This is a genomic window from Streptomyces sp. JW3 (genome assembly GCF_052216785.1).
Taxonomy (GTDB): domain Bacteria; phylum Actinomycetota; class Actinomycetes; order Streptomycetales; family Streptomycetaceae; genus Streptomyces.
Genome location: NZ_JBQOUX010000024.1, coordinates 61,033 through 81,878, shown reverse-complemented (window position 1 = coordinate 81,878; position 20,846 = coordinate 61,033). Strand labels below are relative to the sequence as shown.

At 72.5% G+C, this 20,846-nt stretch carries 18 protein-coding genes; 16 read left to right on the top strand and 2 right to left on the bottom strand.

Going from position 1 to position 20,846, the window contains the following annotated elements; translation table 11 throughout:
• Window positions 1-63: 63 nt before the first annotated feature.
• Complete coding sequence (gene bldD, locus ACTT8P_RS13185) at window positions 64-567, bottom strand: transcriptional regulator BldD (RefSeq protein WP_024887373.1); 504 nt, start codon at window positions 565-567, stop codon at window positions 64-66.
• Window positions 568-852: 285 nt separating this feature from the next.
• On the opposite strand from bldD, the gene pyrR reads away from it, so the two are divergent.
• The 14 genes from pyrR (at window position 853) to ACTT8P_RS13115 (ending at window position 17,474) form a co-directional block, all read left to right on the top strand.
• Window positions 853-1,431: a bifunctional pyr operon transcriptional regulator/uracil phosphoribosyltransferase PyrR gene (gene pyrR, locus ACTT8P_RS13180; RefSeq protein ID WP_442831794.1), complete on the top strand. Its 579-nt coding sequence runs from the start codon at window positions 853-855 to the stop codon at window positions 1,429-1,431.
• 90 nt (window positions 1,432-1,521) lie between these two features.
• Window positions 1,522-2,502: an aspartate carbamoyltransferase catalytic subunit gene (locus ACTT8P_RS13175; protein ID WP_442831793.1), complete on the top strand. Its 981-nt coding sequence runs from the start codon at window positions 1,522-1,524 to the stop codon at window positions 2,500-2,502.
• A gap of 5 nt (window positions 2,503-2,507) precedes the next feature.
• Complete coding sequence (locus ACTT8P_RS13170) at window positions 2,508-3,794, top strand: dihydroorotase (protein ID WP_442831792.1); 1,287 nt, start codon at window positions 2,508-2,510, stop codon at window positions 3,792-3,794.
• The gene (locus ACTT8P_RS13165) at window positions 3,791-4,357 is read left to right on the top strand and encodes a PH-like domain-containing protein (RefSeq protein ID WP_442831791.1); all 567 of its coding nucleotides are present in this window, start codon (window positions 3,791-3,793) and stop codon (window positions 4,355-4,357) included. Before ACTT8P_RS13170 ends, ACTT8P_RS13165 begins: the two co-directional genes overlap by 4 nt.
• Window positions 4,354-5,496 carry a glutamine-hydrolyzing carbamoyl-phosphate synthase small subunit gene (gene carA, locus ACTT8P_RS13160; protein WP_442831790.1) on the top strand — a complete coding sequence of 381 codons (1,143 nt, stop codon included), beginning with the start codon at window positions 4,354-4,356 and terminating at the stop codon, window positions 5,494-5,496. The genes ACTT8P_RS13165 and carA overlap by 4 nt, the downstream gene beginning before the upstream one ends.
• Complete coding sequence (gene carB, locus ACTT8P_RS13155) at window positions 5,489-8,797, top strand: carbamoyl-phosphate synthase large subunit (protein WP_442831789.1); 3,309 nt, start codon at window positions 5,489-5,491, stop codon at window positions 8,795-8,797. The genes carA and carB overlap by 8 nt, the downstream gene beginning before the upstream one ends.
• 72 nt (window positions 8,798-8,869) lie before the next feature.
• Window positions 8,870-9,976, top strand: coding sequence for a quinone-dependent dihydroorotate dehydrogenase (locus ACTT8P_RS13150; protein ID WP_442831798.1), 1,107 nt, complete (start codon window positions 8,870-8,872; stop codon window positions 9,974-9,976).
• Entirely contained in the window at window positions 9,973-10,812 is an 840-nt protein-coding gene (gene pyrF / locus ACTT8P_RS13145; RefSeq protein ID WP_442831788.1) for an orotidine-5'-phosphate decarboxylase, read from the top strand. The genes ACTT8P_RS13150 and pyrF overlap by 4 nt, the downstream gene beginning before the upstream one ends.
• Before the next feature lie 285 nt (window positions 10,813-11,097).
• Window positions 11,098-11,421, top strand: a complete 324-nt coding sequence (locus tag ACTT8P_RS13140; protein ID WP_190206445.1) for an integration host factor — start codon at window positions 11,098-11,100, stop codon at window positions 11,419-11,421.
• 37 nt (window positions 11,422-11,458) lie between these two features.
• Complete coding sequence (gmk, locus tag ACTT8P_RS13135) at window positions 11,459-12,052, top strand: guanylate kinase (RefSeq protein WP_442831787.1); 594 nt, start codon at window positions 11,459-11,461, stop codon at window positions 12,050-12,052.
• A gap of 63 nt (window positions 12,053-12,115) precedes the next feature.
• On the top strand, window positions 12,116-12,388 hold the full coding sequence (gene rpoZ / locus ACTT8P_RS13130; protein ID WP_003988945.1) for a DNA-directed RNA polymerase subunit omega: 273 nt from the start codon (window positions 12,116-12,118) through the stop codon (window positions 12,386-12,388).
• Window positions 12,389-12,503: 115 nt separating this feature from the next.
• Entirely contained in the window at window positions 12,504-13,706 is a 1,203-nt protein-coding gene (gene coaBC / locus ACTT8P_RS13125) for a bifunctional phosphopantothenoylcysteine decarboxylase/phosphopantothenate--cysteine ligase CoaBC (protein WP_442831786.1), read from the top strand.
• Between the two features lie 239 nt (window positions 13,707-13,945).
• Window positions 13,946-15,169 carry a methionine adenosyltransferase gene (metK, locus tag ACTT8P_RS13120; protein ID WP_442831785.1) on the top strand — a complete coding sequence of 408 codons (1,224 nt, stop codon included), beginning with the start codon at window positions 13,946-13,948 and terminating at the stop codon, window positions 15,167-15,169.
• Window positions 15,170-15,293: 124 nt separating this feature from the next.
• The gene (locus ACTT8P_RS13115; protein WP_442831784.1) at window positions 15,294-17,474 is read left to right on the top strand and encodes a primosomal protein N'; all 2,181 of its coding nucleotides are present in this window, start codon (window positions 15,294-15,296) and stop codon (window positions 17,472-17,474) included.
• A gap of 114 nt (window positions 17,475-17,588) precedes the next feature.
• On the opposite strand, the gene ACTT8P_RS13110 is transcribed toward ACTT8P_RS13115, so the two are convergent.
• Entirely contained in the window at window positions 17,589-18,131 is a 543-nt protein-coding gene (locus ACTT8P_RS13110; RefSeq protein ID WP_442831783.1) for a hypothetical protein, read from the bottom strand.
• A 243-nt stretch (window positions 18,132-18,374) separates the two neighbouring features.
• Between ACTT8P_RS13110 and fmt the strand changes: the two genes are divergently transcribed.
• Entirely contained in the window at window positions 18,375-19,307 is a 933-nt protein-coding gene (gene fmt, locus ACTT8P_RS13105) for a methionyl-tRNA formyltransferase (protein ID WP_442831782.1), read from the top strand.
• Between the two features lie 70 nt (window positions 19,308-19,377).
• Window positions 19,378-20,796 carry an RsmB/NOP family class I SAM-dependent RNA methyltransferase gene (locus ACTT8P_RS13100; RefSeq protein WP_442831781.1) on the top strand — a complete coding sequence of 473 codons (1,419 nt, stop codon included), beginning with the start codon at window positions 19,378-19,380 and terminating at the stop codon, window positions 20,794-20,796.
• Window positions 20,797-20,846 lie beyond the last annotated feature (50 nt).

Genomic DNA, 20,846 nt, shown 5'->3' with positions numbered 1-20,846 from the left:
CCCCCCCCCCCCCCCCCCCCCCCCCCCCCCCCCCCCCCCACGTTTCTGCTGGTGAGGGTGGGGTCAGACGTCCTCGTGGGACGCCACCGCGCGGCGCGCGTCCGCGTCCAGGACACCCCAGCTGATCAGCTGCTCGGTCAGGACCGAGGGCGACTGGTCGTAGATCACGGCCAGTGTGCGCAGGTCGTCCTGGCGGATCGAGAGCACCTTGCCGTTGTAGTCACCGCGCTGCGACTGGATCGTCGCCGCGTAGCGCTGGAGCGGGCCCGCCTTCTCGGCCGGCACCGTGGCCAGCCGCTCCAGGTCCAGGACCAGCTTCGGCGGCGGCTCGGCGGCGCCACCGGGGGTGGTGCCCGGCAGCAGCTCCTGCACCGGAACGCCGTAGAAGTCCGCCAGCTCGGCGAGGCGCTGCACGGTCACGGCACGGTCGCCGCGCTCGTACGAACCGACCACGACGGCCTTCCAGCGGCCCTGGGACTTTTCCTCGACACCGTGGAGGGAAAGGCCCTGCTGGGTGCGGATGGCGCGGAGCTTGGCCCCGAGCTGTTTGGCGTATTCGCTGGACATATGGCTCCCCGGACACTGTGTCGACGCGGCGGCTCGGTTTCCTGCCGCGCGGCTGGTAACTCACTGTGAGGTTACGCAGCGTTACTCTCTCGCGTCAAGCCGAATGGTCCGCACCGACTCTTCCGGGCCGGTGGCGCCACATTAGGCCATACGAGTGGCGGGGGTGCTCCTATGGGGTGACAGGGGCCCGGACGGGGTGGCGACCGGCACCTGCTACCGTGGATGGCGCAAATCCGACGTCCTTTAAGGTCCGTCCCGTGAGGCGGAGAAGGAGGTCCGTTTCTTATGGACGCACAGCCCGACAGCCAGCCCGGTTCATCCCCCGACGCGCGGCCCGTACTCGAAGGCCCCGACATCGCGCGGGTGCTGACCCGCATCGCCCACGAGATCGTCGAACGCGCCAAGGGCGCCGACGACGTGGTGCTCCTCGGCATCCCGACCCGGGGCGTCTTCCTCGCCCGCCGGCTCGCCGCCAAGCTGGAGCAGATCACCGAGCGCAAGGTGCCCTGCGGCTCGCTGGACATCACGATGTACCGCGACGACCTGCGCATGCACCCGCCGCGCGCGCTGGCCCGCACGGAGATCCCCGGCGACGGACTGGACGGTCGTCTCGTCGTCCTGGTCGACGACGTGCTCTTCTCCGGCCGCACCATCCGCGCCGCCCTGGACGCCCTGAACGACCTCGGCCGCCCGCGCGCGGTGCAGCTCGCCGTGCTGGTCGACCGCGGCCACCGCGAACTGCCCATCCGCGCGGACTACGTCGGCAAGAACCTCCCCACGTCGCTGCGGGAGACGGTCAAGGTCCAGCTCGCCGAGGAGGACGGTCGCGACACCGTGCTGCTCGGCGCCAAGACCGGCCAGTAGCGCTGCCCGCGCCGGGCCGCCACGGCGCGCCCACGCGCGCGCCGAGCTGCCCGAATCCTCCCGAATGAACTGCCTTACGGAGCCTGACAGATGCAGCGTCATCTCATCTCGGCCGCCGACCTCACCCGCGACGACGCCGTCCTGATCCTCGACACCGCCGAGGAGATGGCCCGGGTCGCCGACCGGCCGATCAAGAAACTGCCCACCCTGCGCGGCCGTACCGTCGTCAACCTCTTCTTCGAGGACTCGACCCGGACCCGGATCTCCTTCGAGGCGGCCGAGAAGCGGCTCTCCGCGGACGTCATCAACTTCACCGCCAAGGGTTCGAGCGTCTCCAAGGGCGAGTCCCTCAAGGACACCGCCCAGACCCTGGAGGCGATGGGCGTCGACGCGGTGGTCATCCGGCACGGCGCCTCCGGAGCCCCGTACCGGCTGGCCACCTCCGGCTGGATCGACGCCCATGTGATCAACGCCGGGGACGGCACCCACCAGCACCCCACCCAGGCCCTGCTCGACGCCTTCACCATGCGCCGCCGCCTGGTCGGCCGGGACGCCGGGATCGGCCAGGACCTGGACGGGCGGCGCATCACGATCGTCGGCGACGTCCTGCACAGCCGGGTCGCCCGCTCCAACGTCGACCTGCTGCACACCCTCGGCGCCCACGTCACCCTGGTGGCGCCGCCCACTCTGCTGCCGGTCGGCGTCGAAACCTGGCCCTGCGAGGTTTCCTACGACCTCGACTCCACGCTCCCCAAGTCCGACGCCGTGATGATGCTGCGGGTGCAGCGCGAGCGGATGAACGCCGCGTTCTTCCCCACCGAGCGCGAGTACTCCCGCCGCTACGGCCTCGACGGCGACCGCATGGCGAAGATGCCCGAGCACGCCATAGTGATGCACCCCGGCCCGATGGTCCGCGGCATGGAGATCACCGCCGAGGTCGCCGACTCCGACCGCTGCACCGTCGTCGAGCAGGTCACCAACGGCGTCTCCATCCGGATGGCCGTGCTGTACCTGCTGCTCGGCGGCAACGAGCCCGCCCAGACCGCCCCGCTTCGCACTGAGGAGAAGTAAGACCCATGAGCAAGATCCTGATCCGTGGTGCGAAGGTGCTCGGCGGCGAGCAGCGGGACGTGCTGATCGACGGCCCGGTCATCGAGGCGGTCGGGCAGCACCTGTCCGCCGCCGGCGCCGAGGTCGTCGAGGCCGCCGGCAAGGTGCTGCTGCCGGGCCTGGTCGACCTGCACACCCACCTGCGCGAACCCGGCCGCGAGGACTCCGAGACCGTGCTGACCGGCACCCGCGCGGCGGCGAGTGGCGGGTACACCACCGTGTTCGCCATGGCCAACACCTTCCCGGTGGCCGACACGGCGGGCGTGGTCGAGCAGGTCTGGCGGCTCGGCACCGAGTCCGGCTACTGCGACGTACGGCCCATCGGCGCCGTCACCGTCGGCCTGGCGGGCGCCAAGCTCGCCGAGCTGGGCGCCATGCACGAGTCGGCGGCCGGGGTCACCGTCTTCTCGGACGACGGCAAGTGCGTGCACGACGCGGTGATCATGCGCCGGGCGCTGGAGTACGTGAAGGCGTTCGGCGGGGTCGTCGCCCAGCACGCCCAGGAGCCGCGCCTCACCGAGGGCGCCGAGATGAACGAGGGCGTGGTCTCCGCCGAGCTGGGGCTCGGCGGCTGGCCGGCGGTGGCCGAAGAATCGATCATCGCCCGGGATGTCCTGCTCGCCGAGCACGTCGGCTCCCGGGTGCACATCTGCCACCTGTCGACCGCCGGGTCCGTGGAGATCGTCCGTTGGGCCAAGTCCCGCGGCATCCAGGTCACCGCCGAGGTCACCCCGCACCACCTGCTGCTCACCGACGAGCTGGTCCGGTCCTACAACCCGGTCTACAAGGTCAACCCGCCGCTGCGCACCGAACGTGACGTGCACGCGCTGCGCGAGGCGCTCGCCGACGGCACGATCGACATCGTCGCCACCGACCACGCCCCGCACCCGCACGAGGACAAGGACTGCGAGTGGGCCGCCGCCGCCATGGGCATGGTCGGCCTGGAGACCGCGTTGTCAGTGGTGCAGGAGACCATGGTGGACACGGGTCTGCTGGACTGGGCCGGCGTCGCCGACCGGATGTCCGTCAAGCCCGCGCAGATCGGACAGGCAGCCGGCCAGGGCCGTCCCGTCTCGGCAGGTGAGCCCGCCAACCTCACCCTCGTCGACACGGAATACCGTGGCCGGGTGGACCCCGCGGGCTTCGCCTCGCGCAGCCGCAACACCCCCTACGAGGGGCGTGAGCTGCCGGGCCGTGTGACACACACGTGGCTGCGGGGCAAGGCCACGCTCGTCGACGGGAAGCTCACGTGACACCTGTAATCCTGCTGGCCGCCGAGAAGGAATCGGCGCAAGTGACCGACTGGGCCGCCCGCATCGGCTGGGTCGTCGGCCTCGGTCTGTTCGTCGCGCTCGTCTACTGGCTGATGCGCGAGGGCTGGAAGTGGCGCGGCACCCTCCAGGGCGACCTGCCCGAGCTGCCCACCGTGCCGGACGACCCCGGCCCGGCGAGACTGAGCATGAGCGGCCGCTACCACGGCTCCACCACCGCCGGTCAGTGGCTGGACCGCATCGTCGCCCGCGGCCTGGGCACCCGCAGCCGGGCCGAGCTGACCCTGACCGGCGCCGGAGTCGACGTCGTACGCCCCGGCGCCGCGGACTTCTTCGTCCCGGCCGCCGCGCTGCGCGAGGCCCGGCTCGACAAGGGCATCGCCGGCAAGGTGCTCACCGAGGGCGGCCTGCTGGTCCTGACCTGGCAGCACGGCGAGAAGCTGATCGACTCCGGCTTCCGCTCCGACCACGCGGCCGAGCACAACGAATGGGTCGAGACCCTGACCGACATGATCAACAAGAGGGAAACGGAAGGCGCACGATGACGACCTCCACCAGGGGAACCGCCAAGGTTCCCGCAGTACTCGTCCTGGAGGACGGCCGGATCTTCCGCGGCCGCGCCTACGGGGCCGTGGGGGAGACCTTCGGCGAGGCCGTCTTCTCCACCGGCATGACCGGCTACCAGGAGACCCTGACCGACCCGTCCTACGCCCGGCAGATCGTCGTGGCGACCGCCCCGCAGATCGGTAACACCGGCTGGAACGACGAGGACGACGAGTCCCGCCGCATCTGGGTCTCCGGCTACGTGGTGCGCGACCCCGCGCGGGTGCCGTCCAACTGGCGCTCCCGGCGCTCCCTGGACGACGAGCTGGCCCGCCAGGACATCGTCGGCATCTCCGGCATCGACACCCGCGCCCTCACCCGGCACCTGCGCGAGCGCGGCTCCATGCGGGCCGGCGTCTTCTCCGGTGAGGCGCTCGCCGACGACGCCGCGCTCCTCGCCCGGGTGCGGGAGCAGCCGCAGATGACGGGCGCGAGCCTGTTCGAGGAGGTTGCCACCCAGGAGGCGTACGTCGTCCCCGCGCTCGGTGCGAAGAAGTTCACCGTCGCCGCGATCGACCTCGGCATCAAGGGCATGACCCCGCACCGCATGGCCGAGCGCGGCATCGAGGTGCACGTCCTGCCGGCCACCGCGACCGTCGAGGACATCTACGCGGTCCAGCCGGACGGCGTGTTCTTCTCCAACGGCCCCGGCGACCCCGCCGCCGCCGACCACCCCGTCGCCCTGATGCGGGGCGTCCTGGAGCGCGGCACCCCGCTGTTCGGCATCTGCTTCGGCAACCAGATCCTGGGCCGCGCCCTCGGCTTCGGCACCTTCAAGCTGAAGTACGGCCACCGCGGCATCAACCAGCCGGTGCAGGACCGTACGACCGGCAAGGTAGAGGTCACCGCGCACAACCACGGCTTCGCCGTCGACGCCCCGCTGGACCAGGTCTCCGACACCCCCTTCGGACGCGCCGAGGTCTCCCACGTCTGCCTCAACGACAACGTGGTGGAGGGGCTCCAGCTCCTCGACAAGCCGGCCTTCAGCGTCCAGTACCACCCCGAGGCGGCCGCGGGCCCGCACGACGCCGCCTACCTGTTCGACCGCTTCACGTCTCTGATGGAGGGCCAGCGTGCCTAAGCGCACCGATATCCAGTCCGTCCTGGTCATCGGCTCCGGCCCGATCGTCATCGGTCAGGCCGCCGAGTTCGACTACTCCGGCACCCAGGCGTGCCGCATCCTGCGCGCCGAGGGGCTGCGGGTCATCCTGGTCAACTCCAACCCGGCGACGATCATGACCGACCCGGAGATCGCCGACGCCACCTACGTCGAGCCGATCACCCCCGAGTTCGTCGAAAAGATCATCGCCAAGGAGCGCCCCGACGCCCTGCTGCCCACCCTGGGCGGCCAGACGGCCCTGAACACCGCGATCTCCATGCACGAGCAGGGGGTGCTGGAGAAGTACGGCGTCGAGCTGATCGGCGCCAACGTGGCGGCGATCCACAAGGGCGAGGACCGCGACCTGTTCAAGGGCGTCGTCGAAGAGGTCCGCAAGAAGATCGGCCACGGCGAGTCCGCCCGCTCCTACATCTGCCACTCCATGGACGACGTCCTCGCCGGCGTCGAGGCGCTCGGCGGCTACCCGGTCGTGGTCCGCCCCTCCTTCACCATGGGCGGCGCCGGCTCCGGCTTCGCGCACGACGAGGAGGAGCTGCGCCGCATCGCCGGGCAGGGCCTCACCCTCTCGCCGACCACCGAGGTGCTCCTGGAGGAGTCCATCCTGGGCTGGAAGGAGTACGAGCTGGAGCTGATGCGCGACAGACACGACAACGTCGTGGTCGTCTGCTCCATCGAGAACTTCGACCCCATGGGCGTGCACACCGGCGACTCGATCACCGTCGCGCCCGCGATGACGCTGACCGACCGCGAGTACCAGGTGCTGCGCGACGTCGGCATCGCGATCATCCGCGAGGTCGGCGTCGACACCGGCGGCTGCAACATCCAGTTCGCGGTCAACCCCGAGGACGGCCGGGTGATCGTCATCGAGATGAACCCGCGCGTCTCCCGGTCCTCGGCGCTCGCCTCCAAGGCGACCGGCTTCCCGATCGCCAAGATCGCCGCCAAGCTGGCCGTCGGCTACACGCTGGACGAGATTCCCAACGACATCACGCGGGAGACCCCGGCCTCCTTCGAGCCGACCCTCGACTACGTGGTCGTCAAGGCGCCCCGGTTCGCCTTCGAGAAGTTCCCGAGCGCGGACTCGACGCTGACCACCACCATGAAGTCGGTCGGCGAGGCCATGGCCATCGGCCGCAACTTCACCGAGGCGTTCCAGAAGGCGCTGCGCTCCCTGGAGAAGAAGGGCAGCCAGTTCACCTTCGTCGGCGTAAGCGGCGACAAGCAGGAGCTGCTGGAGGCGTCCGTCCGGCCCACCGACGGCCGGATCAACACCGTCATGCAGGCCATCCGCGCGGGCGCCACGCCCGAGGAGATCTTCGAGTACACGAAGATCGACCCCTGGTTCGTCGACCAGCTCTTCCTGATCAAGGAGACCGCCGACGAGCTCGCCGAGGCGCCCGAGCTGACCGCCGACCTGCTCGCCGAGGCCAAGCGGCACGGCTTCTCCGACCAGCAGATCGGCGAGATCCGCGGCCTGCGCGAGGACGTGGTCCGCGAGGTGCGGCACGCGCTCGGCATCCGCCCGGTCTACAAGACGGTCGACACCTGCGCCGCCGAGTTCGCCGCGAAGACGCCGTACTTCTACTCCTCCTACGACGAGGAGAGCGAGGTCGCGCCGCGCGAGAAGCCGGCCGTCATCATCCTTGGCTCCGGCCCGAACCGCATCGGGCAGGGCATCGAGTTCGACTACTCCTGCGTGCACGCCTCCTTCGCGCTGTCCGACGCCGGGTACGAGACCGTGATGGTCAACTGCAACCCGGAGACCGTCTCCACCGACTACGACACCTCCGACCGGCTCTACTTCGAGCCGCTCACCCTGGAGGACGTCCTGGAGATCGTGCACGCGGAGGCGCAGGCCGGGCCGATCGCCGGCGTCGTCGTCCAGCTCGGCGGCCAGACCCCGCTGGGCCTGGCGCAGGCGCTCAAGGACAACGGCGTGCCGGTCGTCGGCACCCCGCCGGAGGCGATCCACGCCGCCGAGGACCGCGGCGCCTTCGGCCGGGTGCTGGCCGAGGCGGGCCTGCCCGCGCCCAAGCACGGCACCGCCACCACCTTCGCCGGCGCCAAGGCCATCGCCGACGAGATCGGCTACCCGGTCCTGGTCCGCCCCTCCTACGTGCTCGGCGGCCGCGGCATGGAGATCGTCTACGACGAGACCCGCCTGGAGTCCTACATCGCCGAGTCCACCGAGATCAGCCCGTCCCGCCCGGTCCTGGTCGACCGGTTCCTGGACGACGCGATCGAGATCGACGTGGACGCCCTGTACGACGGCGAGGAGCTGTACCTCGGCGGCGTCATGGAGCACATCGAGGAGGCCGGCATCCACTCCGGCGACTCGGCGTGCGCCCTGCCCCCGATCACGCTGGGCGGCTTCGACATCAAGCGGCTGCGCGCCTCCACCGAGGGCATCGCCGCGGGCGTCGGCGTACGCGGCCTGATCAACATCCAGTTCGCGCTGGCCGGGGACATCCTCTACGTCCTGGAGGCCAACCCGCGCGCCTCCCGGACCGTGCCCTTCACCTCCAAGGCGACCGCGGTGCCGCTCGCCAAGGCCGCCGCCCGCATCTCGCTCGGCGCGACCATCGCCGAGCTGCGCGCCGAGGGCCTGCTGCCGGCCACCGGCGACGGCGGCGAGCTGCCGCTGGACGCGCCGATCTCCGTCAAGGAGGCCGTGATGCCGTGGTCCCGCTTCCGGGACATCCAGGGCCGCGGCGTCGACACCGTGCTCGGCCCGGAGATGCGCTCCACCGGCGAGGTCATGGGCATCGACTCGGTCTTCGGCACGGCGTACGCCAAGTCGCAGGCGGGCGCGTACGGGCCGCTGCCGACCAAGGGCCGGGCGTTCATCTCGGTCGCCAACCGGGACAAGCGCTCGATGATCTTCCCGGCCCGCGAGCTGGTCGCCCACGGCTTCGAGCTGATGGCCACCTCCGGCACCGCCGAGGTGCTGCGCCGCAACGGCATCAACGCCACCGTGGTCCGCAAGCAGTCCGAGGGCACCGGCCCGAACGGCGAGAAGACCATCGTCCAGCTCATCCACGACGGCGAGGTCGACCTCATCGTCAACACCCCGTACGGCACCGGCGGCCGCCTGGACGGCTACGACATCCGTACGGCGGCGGTGGCCCGGTCCGTGCCCTGCCTGACCACGGTCCAGGCGCTCGCCGCCGCGGTGCAGGGCATCGACGCCCTCAACCACGGCGACGTGGGGGTCCGATCGCTCCAGGAACACGCGGAATTCCTGACCGCGGCCCGCGACTAGCAGCCCCGAGGGGGACACCGGAAACGGTGTCCCCCTCTTCATGAGGCGTCATGAGGCGTCATGAGGAAACCCATGTACCCGTACTTCTTCCGGCTCGTCTTCCGGCGCATGGACGCCGAGCGCGCCCACCATCTCGCCTTCCGCTGGATCCGGCTCGCCGCCCGCGTCCCGGTGCTGCGCACCTTCGTCGCGGCCGTGCTCGCCCCGCGCCACCAGGAGCTGCGCACCGAGGCGCTGGGCCTGCGCATGCACGGTCCCTTCGGTCTCGCGGCCGGCTTCGACAAGAACGCCGTCGCGATCGACGGCATGGCGATGCTCGGCTTCGACCACGTGGAGATCGGCACCGTCACCGGCGAACCGCAGCCCGGCAACCCCAGGAAGCGGCTGTTCCGCCTCGTCGCCGACCGGGCGCTGATCAACCGCATGGGCTTCAACAACGACGGCTCCCGGGCCGTCGCCGCCCGCCTGGCCTCCCGTACGCCCGTCTTCCGGACGGTCGTCGGCGTCAACATCGGCAAGACCAAGGTCGTCCCCGAGGAGGAGGCGGCCGGCGACTACGTGAAGTCCGCCGAGCGGCTCGCGCCGTACGCCGACTACCTGGTCGTCAACGTGTCGTCGCCGAACACGCCCGGCCTGCGCAACCTCCAGGCGACCGAGGCGCTGCGGCCCCTGCTCACCGCCGTCCGCGAGGCCGCCGACCGCGCGGTGACCGCCCGCCGGGTGCCGCTCCTGGTCAAGATCGCGCCCGACCTCGCGGACGCGGACGTCGACGCGGTCGCAGACCTCGCGGTGGAACTGGGCCTGGACGGCATCATCGCCACCAACACCACCATCGCCCGCGAGGGCCTCGGCCTGACCTCCGCACCGGAACTCGTCCAGGAGACCGGCGGCCTGTCCGGCGCCCCGCTCAAGGCGCGCTCCCTGGAGGTGCTGCGCCGCCTGTACGCGCGGGTGGGCGACCGGATCACCCTGGTCGGGGTGGGCGGCGTCGAGACCGCCGAGGACGCCTGGCAGCGCATCCTCGCCGGGGCCACGCTGGTGCAGGGCTACAGCGCGTTCATCTACCAGGGCCCGTTCTGGGGCCGCGCGATCCACAAGGGCCTGGCCGCCCGCCTGCGGCAGAGCCCGTACGCCACCCTCGCCGACGCGGTCGGCGCCGACGTCAAGGAGACCGCATGACCGAGCCTTTCGGCACCCGGCTGCGCCGCGCGATGGACGACCGCGGCCCGCTGTGCGTGGGCATCGACCCGCATGCCTCGCTGCTCGCCGAGTGGGGCCTGAGCGACGACGTGGCCGGCCTGGAGCGGTTCAGCCGCACGGTGGTGGAGGCGCTGGCCGACCGGGTCGCCGTCTTCAAGCCGCAGAGCGCCTTCTTCGAGCGGTTCGGCTCGCGCGGCGTCGCCGTCCTGGAGAAGTCCGTCGAGACGGCCCGGGCGGCCGGCGCGCTGGTCGTCATGGACGCCAAGCGCGGCGACATCGGCTCCACCATGGCCGCGTACGCCGAGTCGTTCCTGCACAAGGACGCCCCGCTGTTCTCGGACGCGCTGACGGTCTCGCCGTACCTCGGCTACGGGTCGCTGAAGCCGGCCGTCGACATGGCGCGCGAGAACGGCGCGGGCCTGTTCGTGCTGGCGCTCACCTCCAACCCGGAGGGCGCCGAGGTCCAGCACGCGGTCCGCGGCGACGGCCGCAGCGTCGGCGCGACGATGCTGGCCCACCTCGCCGAGGAGAACGCGGGGCAGACCCCGCTCGGCTCGTTCGGCGCGGTGGTCGGCGCCACCCTGGGCGACCTCTCCTCGTACGGCCTGGACATGGGCGGTCCGCTGCTGGCGCCCGGCATCGGCGCGCAGGGCGCCACCCCGGCCGACCTCCCCGGGGTCTTCGGCGCGGTGCTGCGCAACGTGGTGCCGAACGTCAGCCGGGGTGTCCTTCGGCACGGCCCCGACGCCGCCGCGCTGCGCGCGTCCGCGGACCGGTTCGCCGAGGAGATCCGGGCCGCGGTGGCCTCGGTGTGACTCTCGCCGCATTCCTGGTGCTCGCCGAGCGGTCCCGCCGGGCGGGCTCCGGGGCCGCTTGAGCCTGGATACATCCTCAAATCCGAGGAAGTATGTCTTAAATGTCCGTCCTCGTAGAGGCTGACCAGGACTTTTCCGCTGTTCTCGCTGACTCCGGCGGCCTTGACCGCTAGTCTCCGGGAAGAGTCAACGGGCAAGCGTGTTGCTCGTAGCTCCCCTGGTGTGGGGCGACTAGGTTCCTCACCGGTCCGTATCCGACAGTTCGACATCCGAGGTGACGTAGGCGTGGCTCTTCCGCCCCTTACCCCTGAACAGCGCGCAGCCGCGCTCGAAAAGGCCGCCGCGGCTCGCCGGGAGCGGGCCGAGGTCAAGAATCGACTCAAGCACTCCGGCGCCTCCCTCCACGAGGTCATCAAGCAGGGCCAGGAGAACGACGTCATCGGCAAGATGAAGGTCTCCGCCCTCCTCGAGTCCCTGCCGGGCGTGGGCAAGGTCCGCGCCAAGCAGATCATGGAGCGACTGGGCATCTCCGAGAGCCGCCGGGTGCGTGGCCTCGGGTCCAACCAGATCGCCTCCCTGGAGCGCGAGTTCGGCAGCACCGGCAACTGAGTCCGGACCACCCCGGTATTGCTGGAATAATCGCCGCATGGCTGCAACACCCCGGGGGACGACCCCCGTACCCCCGGAATCACGTCCGCGGCTGACCGTGCTCTCCGGCCCCTCGGGGGTCGGCAAGAGCACGGTCGTCGCTCATATGCGCAAGGAACACCCCGAGGTCTGGCTCTCGGTGTCGGCGACGACCCGCAGGCCGCGCCCCGGTGAGCGGCACGGCGTCCACTACTTCTTCGTCACGGACGACGAGATGGACAAGCTGATCGCCAACGGCGAACTGCTGGAGTGGGCCGAGTTCGCGGGCAACCGGTACGGCACGCCGCGCGCGGCGGTGCTGGAACGGCTGGAAGCCGGGGAGCCGGTGCTCCTGGAGATCGACCTCCAGGGCGCCCGGCAGGTCCGCGACTCCATGCCGGAGGCCCAGCTGGTGTTCCTCGCCCCGCCCTCCTGGGAGGAACTGGTGCGCAGGCTCACCGGCCGGGGCACCGAGCCGCCCGAGGTGATCGAGCGCCGGCTCGAGGCCGCGAAGACCGAACTGGCGGCCGAGCCGGAGTTCGACAGCACCCTGGTCAACACCTCCGTCGAGGACGTGGCGCGCGAGCTGCTAGCCTTGACGAACGTCGTGTGATCGTTACCGGTTCCACTTCCGGTCACTGAGACTGAATCTTTCCCATCCATCGGAAGGTAGAGCGTGTCCTCTTCCATCTCCGCGCCCGAGGGCATCATCAACCCGCCGATCGACGAGCTCCTCGAGGCCACGGACTCGAAGTACAGCCTCGTGATCTACGCGGCCAAGCGGGCCCGCCAGATCAACGCGTACTACTCGCAGCTCGGCGAGGGCCTCCTCGAGTACGTCGGTCCCCTCGTCGACACCCACGTCCACGAGAAGCCGCTCTCGATCGCGCTGCGCGAGATCAACGCGGGGCTGCTGACGTCCGAGGCCGTCGAGGGCCCGGCGCAGTAACAGCAGACCAGTAGTATTTTCAGCCTTTGGCTGACTTGTCCACAGGCCCGGCGGCGCGACCGCCGGGCCTGTGGTGTGTGATGGGGCCAGACGTTCTTCAAGGTCGGGAGAGACGGTGGACAAGCCCAAGGTCGTCCTGGGGGTCAGCGGCGGCATCGCCGCGTACAAGGCCGGTGAGCTGCTGCGCCGGTTCACCGAGTCGGGACACGACGTCCGGGTGGTGCCCACCGCCGCCGCGCTGCACTTCGTCGGCGCCGCCACCTGGTCCGCCCTGTCCGGCAACCCGGTCTCCACCGAGGTGTGGGACGACGTCCACCAGGTCCCGCACGTCCGCATCGGACAGCACGCCGACCTGGTCGTGGTCGCCCCGGCCACCGCGGACCTGCTCGCCAAGGCCGCCCACGGCCTCGCCGACGACCTGCTGACCAACACGCTGCTCACCGCCCGCTGCCCGGTCGTCTTCGCCCCCGCCATGCACACCGAGATGTGGGAGCACCCGGCCACCCGGGAGAACGTGGCGACGCTGCGCCGCCGCGGCGCCGTCGTCATCGAACCGGCGGTCGGCCGGCTCACCGGCGTCGACACCGGCAAGGGCCGCTTCCCCGACCCGGCCGAGATCTACGAGCTGTGTCGCCGGGTCCTCGCCCGCGGCACGACCGAACCCGACCTGGCCGGCCGGCATGTCGTCGTCAGCGCCGGCGGCACCCGCGAGCCCCTCGACCCGGTCCGCTTCCTCGGCAACCGCTCCTCCGGCAAGCAGGGCTACGCCCTCGCCCGTACGGCCGCCGCCCGCGGCGCCCGGGTGACGCTGCTCTCGGCGAACGCGGCGCTGCCCGCCCCGGCCGGGGCGGACGTGGTCGCGGTCGGGACGGCCGTGGAACTGCGCGCGGCGGTGCTGGCCGCCCTGCCGGACGCCGACGCGGTGGTGATGGCGGCGGCGGTCGCCGACTTCCGCCCCGCGGTCTACGCGACCGGCAAGATCAAGAAGAAGGACGGCCAGGAGCCCGAGCCGCTCGCCCTGGTGCGCAATCCGGACATCCTCGCCGAGATCTCGGCCGGCCGGGCCCGCCCCGGACAGGTGATCGTCGGCTTCGCCGCCGAGACGGACGACGTGCTGGCCAACGGGCGCGCCAAGCTGAAACGCAAGGGCTGCGACCTCCTCGTGGTGAACGAGGTGGGGGAGCGCAAGACGTTCGGAGCCGAGGAGAACGAGGCCGTGGTGCTCGGCGCCGACGGCACCGAGACCCCCGTACCGCACGGGCCGAAGGAAGCGCTGGCCGACACCGTGTGGGACCTGGTGGCCGGACGGCTCACCTGATGTCTCGTGCACCCTCCGACACGCCTGCGCCTCGCACATCCGTGCGTGGCGGCCCTGGCCAAGGACGCAGGTCATCGGTCAGAATGCGCGTGCCGCAGGTCACAGCCTTCTTGAGAGTCGAGACGGGTGGGCCCGCGACCGAGTGCGACCGATAAACTGTTCACGGACGTCGCCGGGTGCAGCTCCCCGTGCCGTCCGACCATGATCAGCCAGCAGCCGCTGCAACCCCAGGGAGCGTTGTGTCCCGTCGCCTGTTCACCTCGGAGTCCGTGACCGAGGGCCACCCCGACAAGATCGCTGACCAGATCAGCGACACCATTCTCGACGCGCTTCTGCGCGAGGACCCGTCGTCCCGGGTCGCCGTCGAAACCCTCATCACCACCGGCCTGGTGCACGTGGCCGGCGAGGTCACCACCAAGGCCTACGCCGACATCGCCACCCTGGTGCGCGGCAAGATCCTGGAGATCGGCTACGACTCCTCCAAGAAGGGCTTCGACGGAGCCTCCTGCGGCGTCTCGGTCTCCATCGGCGCGCAGTCGCCGGACATCGCGCAGGGCGTCGACACCGCCTACGAGAGCCGGGTCGGGGGCGCCGCCGCAGGTGACGACACTGACGAGCTGGACCGGCAGGGCGCCGGCGACCAGGGCCTGATGTTCGGCTACGCCTCCGACGAGACGCCGACCCTCATGCCGCTGCCCGTCTTCCTGGCCCACCGCCTCTCCAAGCGCCTGTCCGACGTGCGCAAGAACGGCACGATCCCCTACCTGCGCCCGGACGGCAAGACGCAGGTCACCATCGAGTACGACGGCGACAAGGCGGTCCGCCTCGACACGGTCGTGGTCTCCTCGCAGCACGCCTCCGACATCGACCTGGAGTCGCTGCTCGCCCCCGACATCCGCGAGTTCGTCGTGGAGCCGGAGCTGAAGGCGCTGCTCGACGACGGCATCAAGCTCGACACCGAGAACTACCGTCTGCTGGTCAACCCCACCGGCCGCTTCGAGATCGGCGGCCCGATGGGCGACGCCGGCCTGACCGGCCGCAAGATCATCATCGACACCTACGGCGGCATGGCCCGCCACGGCGGCGGCGCCTTCTCCGGCAAGGACCCGTCCAAGGTCGACCGCTCCGCCGCCTACGCGATGCGCTGGGTCGCCAAGAACGTGGTCGCCGCGGGCCTCGCCTCCCGCTGCGAGGTCCAGGTCGCCTACGCGATCGGCAAGGCCGAGCCGGTCGGCCTGTTCGTAGAGACCTTCGGCACCGCCAAGATCGACCACGAGAAGATCGAGAAGGCGATCGACGAGGTCTTCGACCTCCGCCCGGCCGCCATCATCCGCGACCTCGACCTGCTCCGCCCGATCTACGCCCAGACCGCGGCGTACGGCCACTTCGGCCGCGAACTGGACGACTTCACCTGGGAGCGCACGGACCGCGTGGAGGCCCTGCGGAAGGCCACGGGGCTGTAGGTCCACCGATCCATCGACTTGTCCGAGGCCCGGCGGTCCCTTCGGGGGGCGCCGGGCCTCGGTCCGTCCCGGACCGGCGGCCGGACCCCGTCCGTTGTCAGTGGGCTTTGGTAAGAATGCAGGTGTGAGCAGCGAGAACGAGCAGGCAGGCGGGGGCGGGGAGGGGGCGCCGCCTGAGCAGCTCGCGCTGATTCGGGAGAGTGTGCGGAAGGCTGCTGTGCCGCGGGCCAAGCCGCGGACCTGGCGGGGGGCCGCGGTCGCCGAGGAGCTGCCGGTCGCGCGGGTGCTGGTCGACAAGGGCGTGCTGCATCTCGACCGGTACTTCGACTACGCGGTGCCGGCGGAGCTGGACGCGGAGGCGCAGCCGGGCGTGCGGGTGCGGGTGCGGTTCGGGGCCGGGCGGGGGCGGGTCCGGGGCGGGCGGCGGGAGGGCGGGGCGCTCATCGACGGGTTCCTGGTCGAGCGACGGGCCGAGTCCGACTACGCCGGGCCGCTGGCCGCGCTGGCCCAGGTGGTCTCGCCCGAGCCGGTGCTCGGCCCCGAACTGCTGGCGCTGACCCGCGCCGTCGCCGACCGGTACGCGGGCAGCCTCGCGGACGTTCTCCAGCTGGCCGTGCCGCCGCGCAACGCGCGGGCCGAGCGGCGGGCGTCCCCCGAGCCGCTGCCGCCGCCGCCCGCCCCGGCGGCGGGCTCCTGGGAGCGGTACGCGCAGGGGCCGGCGTTCGTGGCGGCACTGGCCTCGGGGAGCGCGCCCCGCGCTGTGTGGAACGCGCTGCCGGGACCCGAGTGGAGCGAGGAGCTGGCCCAGGCCGTGGCGGCGACGCTGGCCTCCGGACGGGGCGCGCTCGTCGTGCTGCCGGACGGGCGGGCGGTCGCCCGGCTGGACACGGCGCTGCGAGACGTGCTCGGCGAGGGGCGGCACGCGGTGCTCACCGCCGACGCCGGGCCCGAGAAGCGGTACGGGCAGTGGCTCGCGGTGCGGCGGGGCGCCGTACGGGCGGTGATCGGGACCCGCGCGGCCATGTTCGCCCCGGTCCGGGAACTGGGGCTGGTCGCTCTGTGGGACGACGGCGACGACAGCCACAGTGAGCAGCACGCCCCGCAGCCGCACGCACGGGAGGTGCTGCTGCTGCGCGCGGCCCAGGACAAGTGCGCCTTCCTGCTGGGCGGCTGGAGCTGCACCGTGGAGGCCGCTCAGCTGGTGGAGAGCGGCTGGGCGCGGCCGCTGGTCGCCACCCGGGAGCGGGTGCGGGCCGCCGCTCCGCTGGTGCGGACCGTCGGCGACGGCGACCTGGCCCGGGACGAGGCCGCCCGGGCCGCCCGGCTGCCGAGCCTCGCCTGGCAGGCCGTCCGGGACGGACTGCGGCAGGGTCCGGTACTGGTGCAGGTGCCCCGGCGGGGCTACGTACCGCGGCTGGCGTGTGCCGGGTGCCGGGCGCCGGCCCGGTGCCGGCACTGTGCCGGGCCGTTGGAGGGGCCGGCGGCCGGAGCGGCGTTGCGCTGCGGCTGGTGCGGGCGCGAGGAAGGCGGGTGGCACTGCCCGGAGTGCGGGGCGTTCCGGCTGCGCGCCCAGGTGGTGGGGGCCCGGCGCACCGCGGAGGAGCTGGGGCGGGCCTTTCCCGCCGTACCGGTGCGGACCTCCGGGCGGGAACATGTGCTGGACACGGTGCCAGGGTCGCCCGCGCTGGTGGTCAGTACGCCGGGTGCCGAGCCGGTCGCCGAGGGCGGGTACGCGGCGGCGCTGCTGCTCGACGGCTGGGCCATGCTGGGGCGGCCCGACCTGCGGGCCGGTGAGGACGCGCTGCGGCGCTGGATCGCGGCCGCCGCGCTGGTGCGGCCGCAGCCGGCGGGCGGGACCGTGGTCGTGGTCGCCGAGCCGACGCTGAGGCCGGTGCAGGCGCTGGTGCGGTGGGACCCCGTCGGGCACGCGGTGCGGGAGCTGGGCGAGCGGGCCGAACTGGGTTTTCCGCCGGTGTCGCGGATGGCCGCCGTCTCCGGGCCGCCGGAGGCCGTGGCGGAGTTCCTCGGCGCGGTGGAACTGCCGGCCGAGGCGGAGGTGCTGGGACCCGTTCCGATGCCGGTGACCGCCGCGGGCCGGGCCCGGCGGCCGGGCGCGCCGCCACCGGGGGAGCACTGGGAACGGGCGCTGGTGCGGGTGCCGCCCGGCCGCGGGGCGGCGCTCACCTCGGCGCTGAAGACCGCGCAGGCGGCGCGGATGGCACGCGGGGGCGGCGGCGGTAGCGGTGGTGGCGGCGGAGGCGGTGGGGTGGTGCGGGTGCGGGTCGATCCGCCGGACATCGGGTGAGGCGGCGTCCGGCGGTGGCGCGGGACGAGGCGCGTTCTGCGTGTTCTTGCCAGAACGACGGCTGCCCTCCCGGGAGGAGACGGGAGGGCAGAGCGCGGGTGCGGTGCGCGCCGGTCAGCCGTTGCGAGGGCCGGGGAAGGCGGTCGGCCGGGAGTCCTCGCGCAGGGCGGAACTGCCCGCCGTCGGCTGGGTCGGCATGGAGCGGGCGGCGGGGACCGTGGGGACGGGGGAGATGCCCGCCCCCACGTTCACCGTGCGGGAGCCCGGGGTCTCCGGGGTGTGCTCGGACTCCGGCGGGGCGGCCTGGGCCGCGCGGCGCGCGCCGTACCGGCGGTGCACCGCCTGTTTGGTGACCCCGAGGGCGGAGCCCACCGCGTCCCACGAGAAGCCGAGCGAGCGGTCGAAGTCCACGGCGGCCGTGACCAGCGTCTCGACACTGTCCCGCAGCTCCTGGGCAAGACGGACCGTCGGCGCGGGGGCCCGCCCGTAGACGACGAAGCCCGTGGAGGGGCCGGAGCGGCGCGGGCGGTAGACGTTGCCCAACTGGGCGGTGAGCGTGCGCAGCGCGTCCACCTGCCGGCGGACCCGCTCGATGTCCCGCACCAGCAGGTGCAGGCTGGCCCGAGCCTGGGCGTCGTGAGTTGCGTGGTCGGCCATGAACAAGCCTCTCGAACCGGCGTTGAAAGGAATGGGCCCGTCCGGGGGCCCGTGGTCAACTCTTTCTTGACAACGCGGGACCGGTCCCTGGGTCACGGGGTGGGGCGTGGGGGGTTGGTTTGTGCGCCCCCTCGGGTTTCCCTCGGGTTTCGGCCTTCGGGGGTTTTGATCTCTGCGGTGGTCCGCCTCGTAGACTGGTGCGCTGCCCGCCGACCGTCCCCGCCCGAGAGGCCCGTCCCACCCATGAAGCTGGTCTTCGCCGGTACCCCCGAGGTCGCCGTTCCCGCCCTGGACGCCCTGATCGCCTCCGGGCGGCACCAGGTGGCCGCCGTCGTCACCCGGCCCGACGCGCCGGCCGGGCGCGGGCGCCGGCTGGTCGCCTCGCCCGTGGCCGAGCGGGCCGAGGAGGCCGGGATCGAGGTGCTGAAGCCGGCCAGGCCGCGCGATGCGGAGTTCCTGGAGCGGCTGCGGGAGATCGGGCCCGACTGCTGTCCCGTCGTCGCCTACGGCGCCCTGCTGCCCCGGGTCGCCCTCGATGTCCCGGCCCACGGCTGGGTCAACCTGCACTTCTCGCTGCTGCCCGCCTGGCGCGGAGCGGCGCCCGTGCAGCACGCCGTGATGGCGGGCGACGAGATCACGGGTGCCTCCACCTTCCTGATCGAGGAGGGTCTTGACTCCGGTCCGGTGTACGGGACGCTCACCGAGACGGTCCGGCCCACCGACACCAGCGGCGACCTGCTGACCCGGCTCGCCCTCGCCGGCGCCGGCCTGCTCGCCGCGACCATGGACGGCATCGCGGACGGCACCCTGAAGGCCGTACCGCAGCCCGCCGACGGCGTCACCCTCGCCCCGAAGATCACCGTCGAGGACGCCCATGTCGACTGGGCCGCGCCCGCGCTGCGCGTCGACCGGGTGGTGCGCGGCTGCACCCCGGCACCCGGCGCCTGGACCACGTTCCGCGGTGAGCGGCTCAAGCTGGTGCAGGCCGTGCCGGTCGCCGAGCGGGCCGACCTCGCCCCCGGGCAGCTGGCCGTCGGCAAGAACAACGTGTACGTCGGCACCGGTTCGTACGCCGTCGAGTTGCTGTGGGTGCAGGCGCAGGGCAAGAAGCCGATGCGGGCGGCGGACTGGGCCCGCGGGGTGCGGATCGGCGACGGGGAGCGGCTGGGCGGCTGACGTCCGGGACGGGTCTGGGCCGACGTAGGCTGGCGGGAGTACTTCTTCCCATCTCCGGAGCACCTTTTTCGTGAGCGAGCAGCCTCGTCGTCCCCGCAAGCCCGGCAAGCCCTACCGGCGGCCCCAGAAGGACCCCGTCCGCATCCTCGCCTTCGAGGCGCTGCGGGCCGTGGACGAGCGGGACGCCTACGCCAACCTCGTCCTGCCGCCGCTGCTGCGCAAGGCCCGGGAGGCGGACGGCTTCGACGCGCGGGACGCGGCGCTCGCCACCGAGCTGGTGTACGGGACACTGCGGCGGCAGGGGACGTACGACGCCGTCATCGCCGAGTGCGTCGACCGGCCGTTGCGCGAGGTCGATCCGCCGGTGCTGGACGTGCTGAGCCTCGGGGCGCACCAGTTGCTGGGGACGCGGATTCCCAGCCACGCGGCGGTGTCCGCCTCCGTGGAACTGGCCCGGGTGGTGCTCGGGGACGGGCGGGCCAAGTTCGTCAACGCCGTGCTGCGCAAGGTCGCCCGGGACGATCTGGACGGGTGGATCGAGAAGGTCGCCCCGCCCTACGACGACGATCCCGAGGAGCACCTCGCCGTCGTGCACTCGCATCCGCGCTGGGTGGTCTCCGCGCTGTGGGACTCCCTCGGCGGCCCCCGCGCCGGCATCGAGGAACTGCTGGCCGCCGACAACGAGCGGCCCGAGGTGACGCTGGTCGCCCGCCCCGGCCGGGCCACGACGGAGGAACTGCTCGGCGAGGACGCCGCCGTGGCGGGGCGCTGGTCGCCGTATGCCGTGCGGCTGACCGAGGGCGGGGAGCCCGGGGCGGTCGAGGCCGTGCGGGACGGGCGGGCCGGGGTGCAGGACGAGGGCAGTCAGCTCGTCGCCCTCGCCGTGGCCAACGCGCCACTGGAGGGGCCCGACCGGCGGTGGCTGGACGGGTGCGCGGGGCCCGGCGGCAAGGCCGCGCTGCTGGCCGCGCTGGCCGCCGAGCGCGGCGCGTTCCTGCTGGCCTCCGAGAAGCAGCCGCACCGCGCCGGGCTGGTGGCCAAGGCGCTGGCCGGCAATCCGGGGCCGTACCAGGTGATCGCCGCCGACGGGACCCTGCCCGCCTGGCAGCCGGGGAGTTTCGACCGGGTGCTGGTGGACGTGCCGTGCACCGGGCTCGGTGCGCTGCGGCGGCGGCCCGAGGCACGGTGGCGGCGCCGGCCCGCGGACCTGGACGGGTTCGCGCCGCTCCAGCGCGGGCTGCTGCGCGGCGCGCTGGAGGCGGTGCGGGTCGGCGGGATCGTCGGCTACGCGACCTGCTCCCCGCATCTGGCGGAGACCCGGGCCGTCGTCGCCGACGTGCTGAAGCAGGTGCCGGGCGCCGAACTGATCGACGCCCGACCGCTGCTGCCCGGCGTGCCGGAACTGGGCGAGGGGCCGGACGTGCAGCTGTGGCCGCATCTGCACGGGACGGATGCGATGTATCTGGCGGTTGTGCGGCGGACGGCTTGACGTTCGGGCCGGGTGCCTCCGCGTCGGGCACCTTGAGCCGGTTGCCGCTG

Bases quoted from the DNA above. Each gene is read 5' to 3' on its own strand.
- bldD (WP_024887373.1), bottom strand. From the start codon at position 567: ATGTCCAGCGAATACGCCAAACAGCTCGGGGCCAAGCTCCGCGCCATC.
- ACTT8P_RS13110 (WP_442831783.1), bottom strand. From the start codon at position 18,131: ATGGCCGACCACGCAACTCACGACGCCCAGGCTCGGGCCAGCCTGCAC.
- ACTT8P_RS13170 (WP_442831792.1), top strand. From the start codon at position 2,508: ATGAGCAAGATCCTGATCCGTGGTGCGAAGGTGCTCGGCGGCGAGCAG.
- pyrR (WP_442831794.1), top strand. From the start codon at position 853: ATGGACGCACAGCCCGACAGCCAGCCCGGTTCATCCCCCGACGCGCGG.
- gmk (WP_442831787.1), top strand. From the start codon at position 11,459: ATGGCTGCAACACCCCGGGGGACGACCCCCGTACCCCCGGAATCACGT.
- pyrF (WP_442831788.1), top strand. From the start codon at position 9,973: ATGACCGAGCCTTTCGGCACCCGGCTGCGCCGCGCGATGGACGACCGC.
- ACTT8P_RS13175 (WP_442831793.1), top strand. From the start codon at position 1,522: ATGCAGCGTCATCTCATCTCGGCCGCCGACCTCACCCGCGACGACGCC.
- ACTT8P_RS13150 (WP_442831798.1), top strand. From the start codon at position 8,870: ATGTACCCGTACTTCTTCCGGCTCGTCTTCCGGCGCATGGACGCCGAG.
- carA (WP_442831790.1), top strand. From the start codon at position 4,354: ATGACGACCTCCACCAGGGGAACCGCCAAGGTTCCCGCAGTACTCGTC.
- fmt (WP_442831782.1), top strand. From the start codon at position 18,375: ATGAAGCTGGTCTTCGCCGGTACCCCCGAGGTCGCCGTTCCCGCCCTG.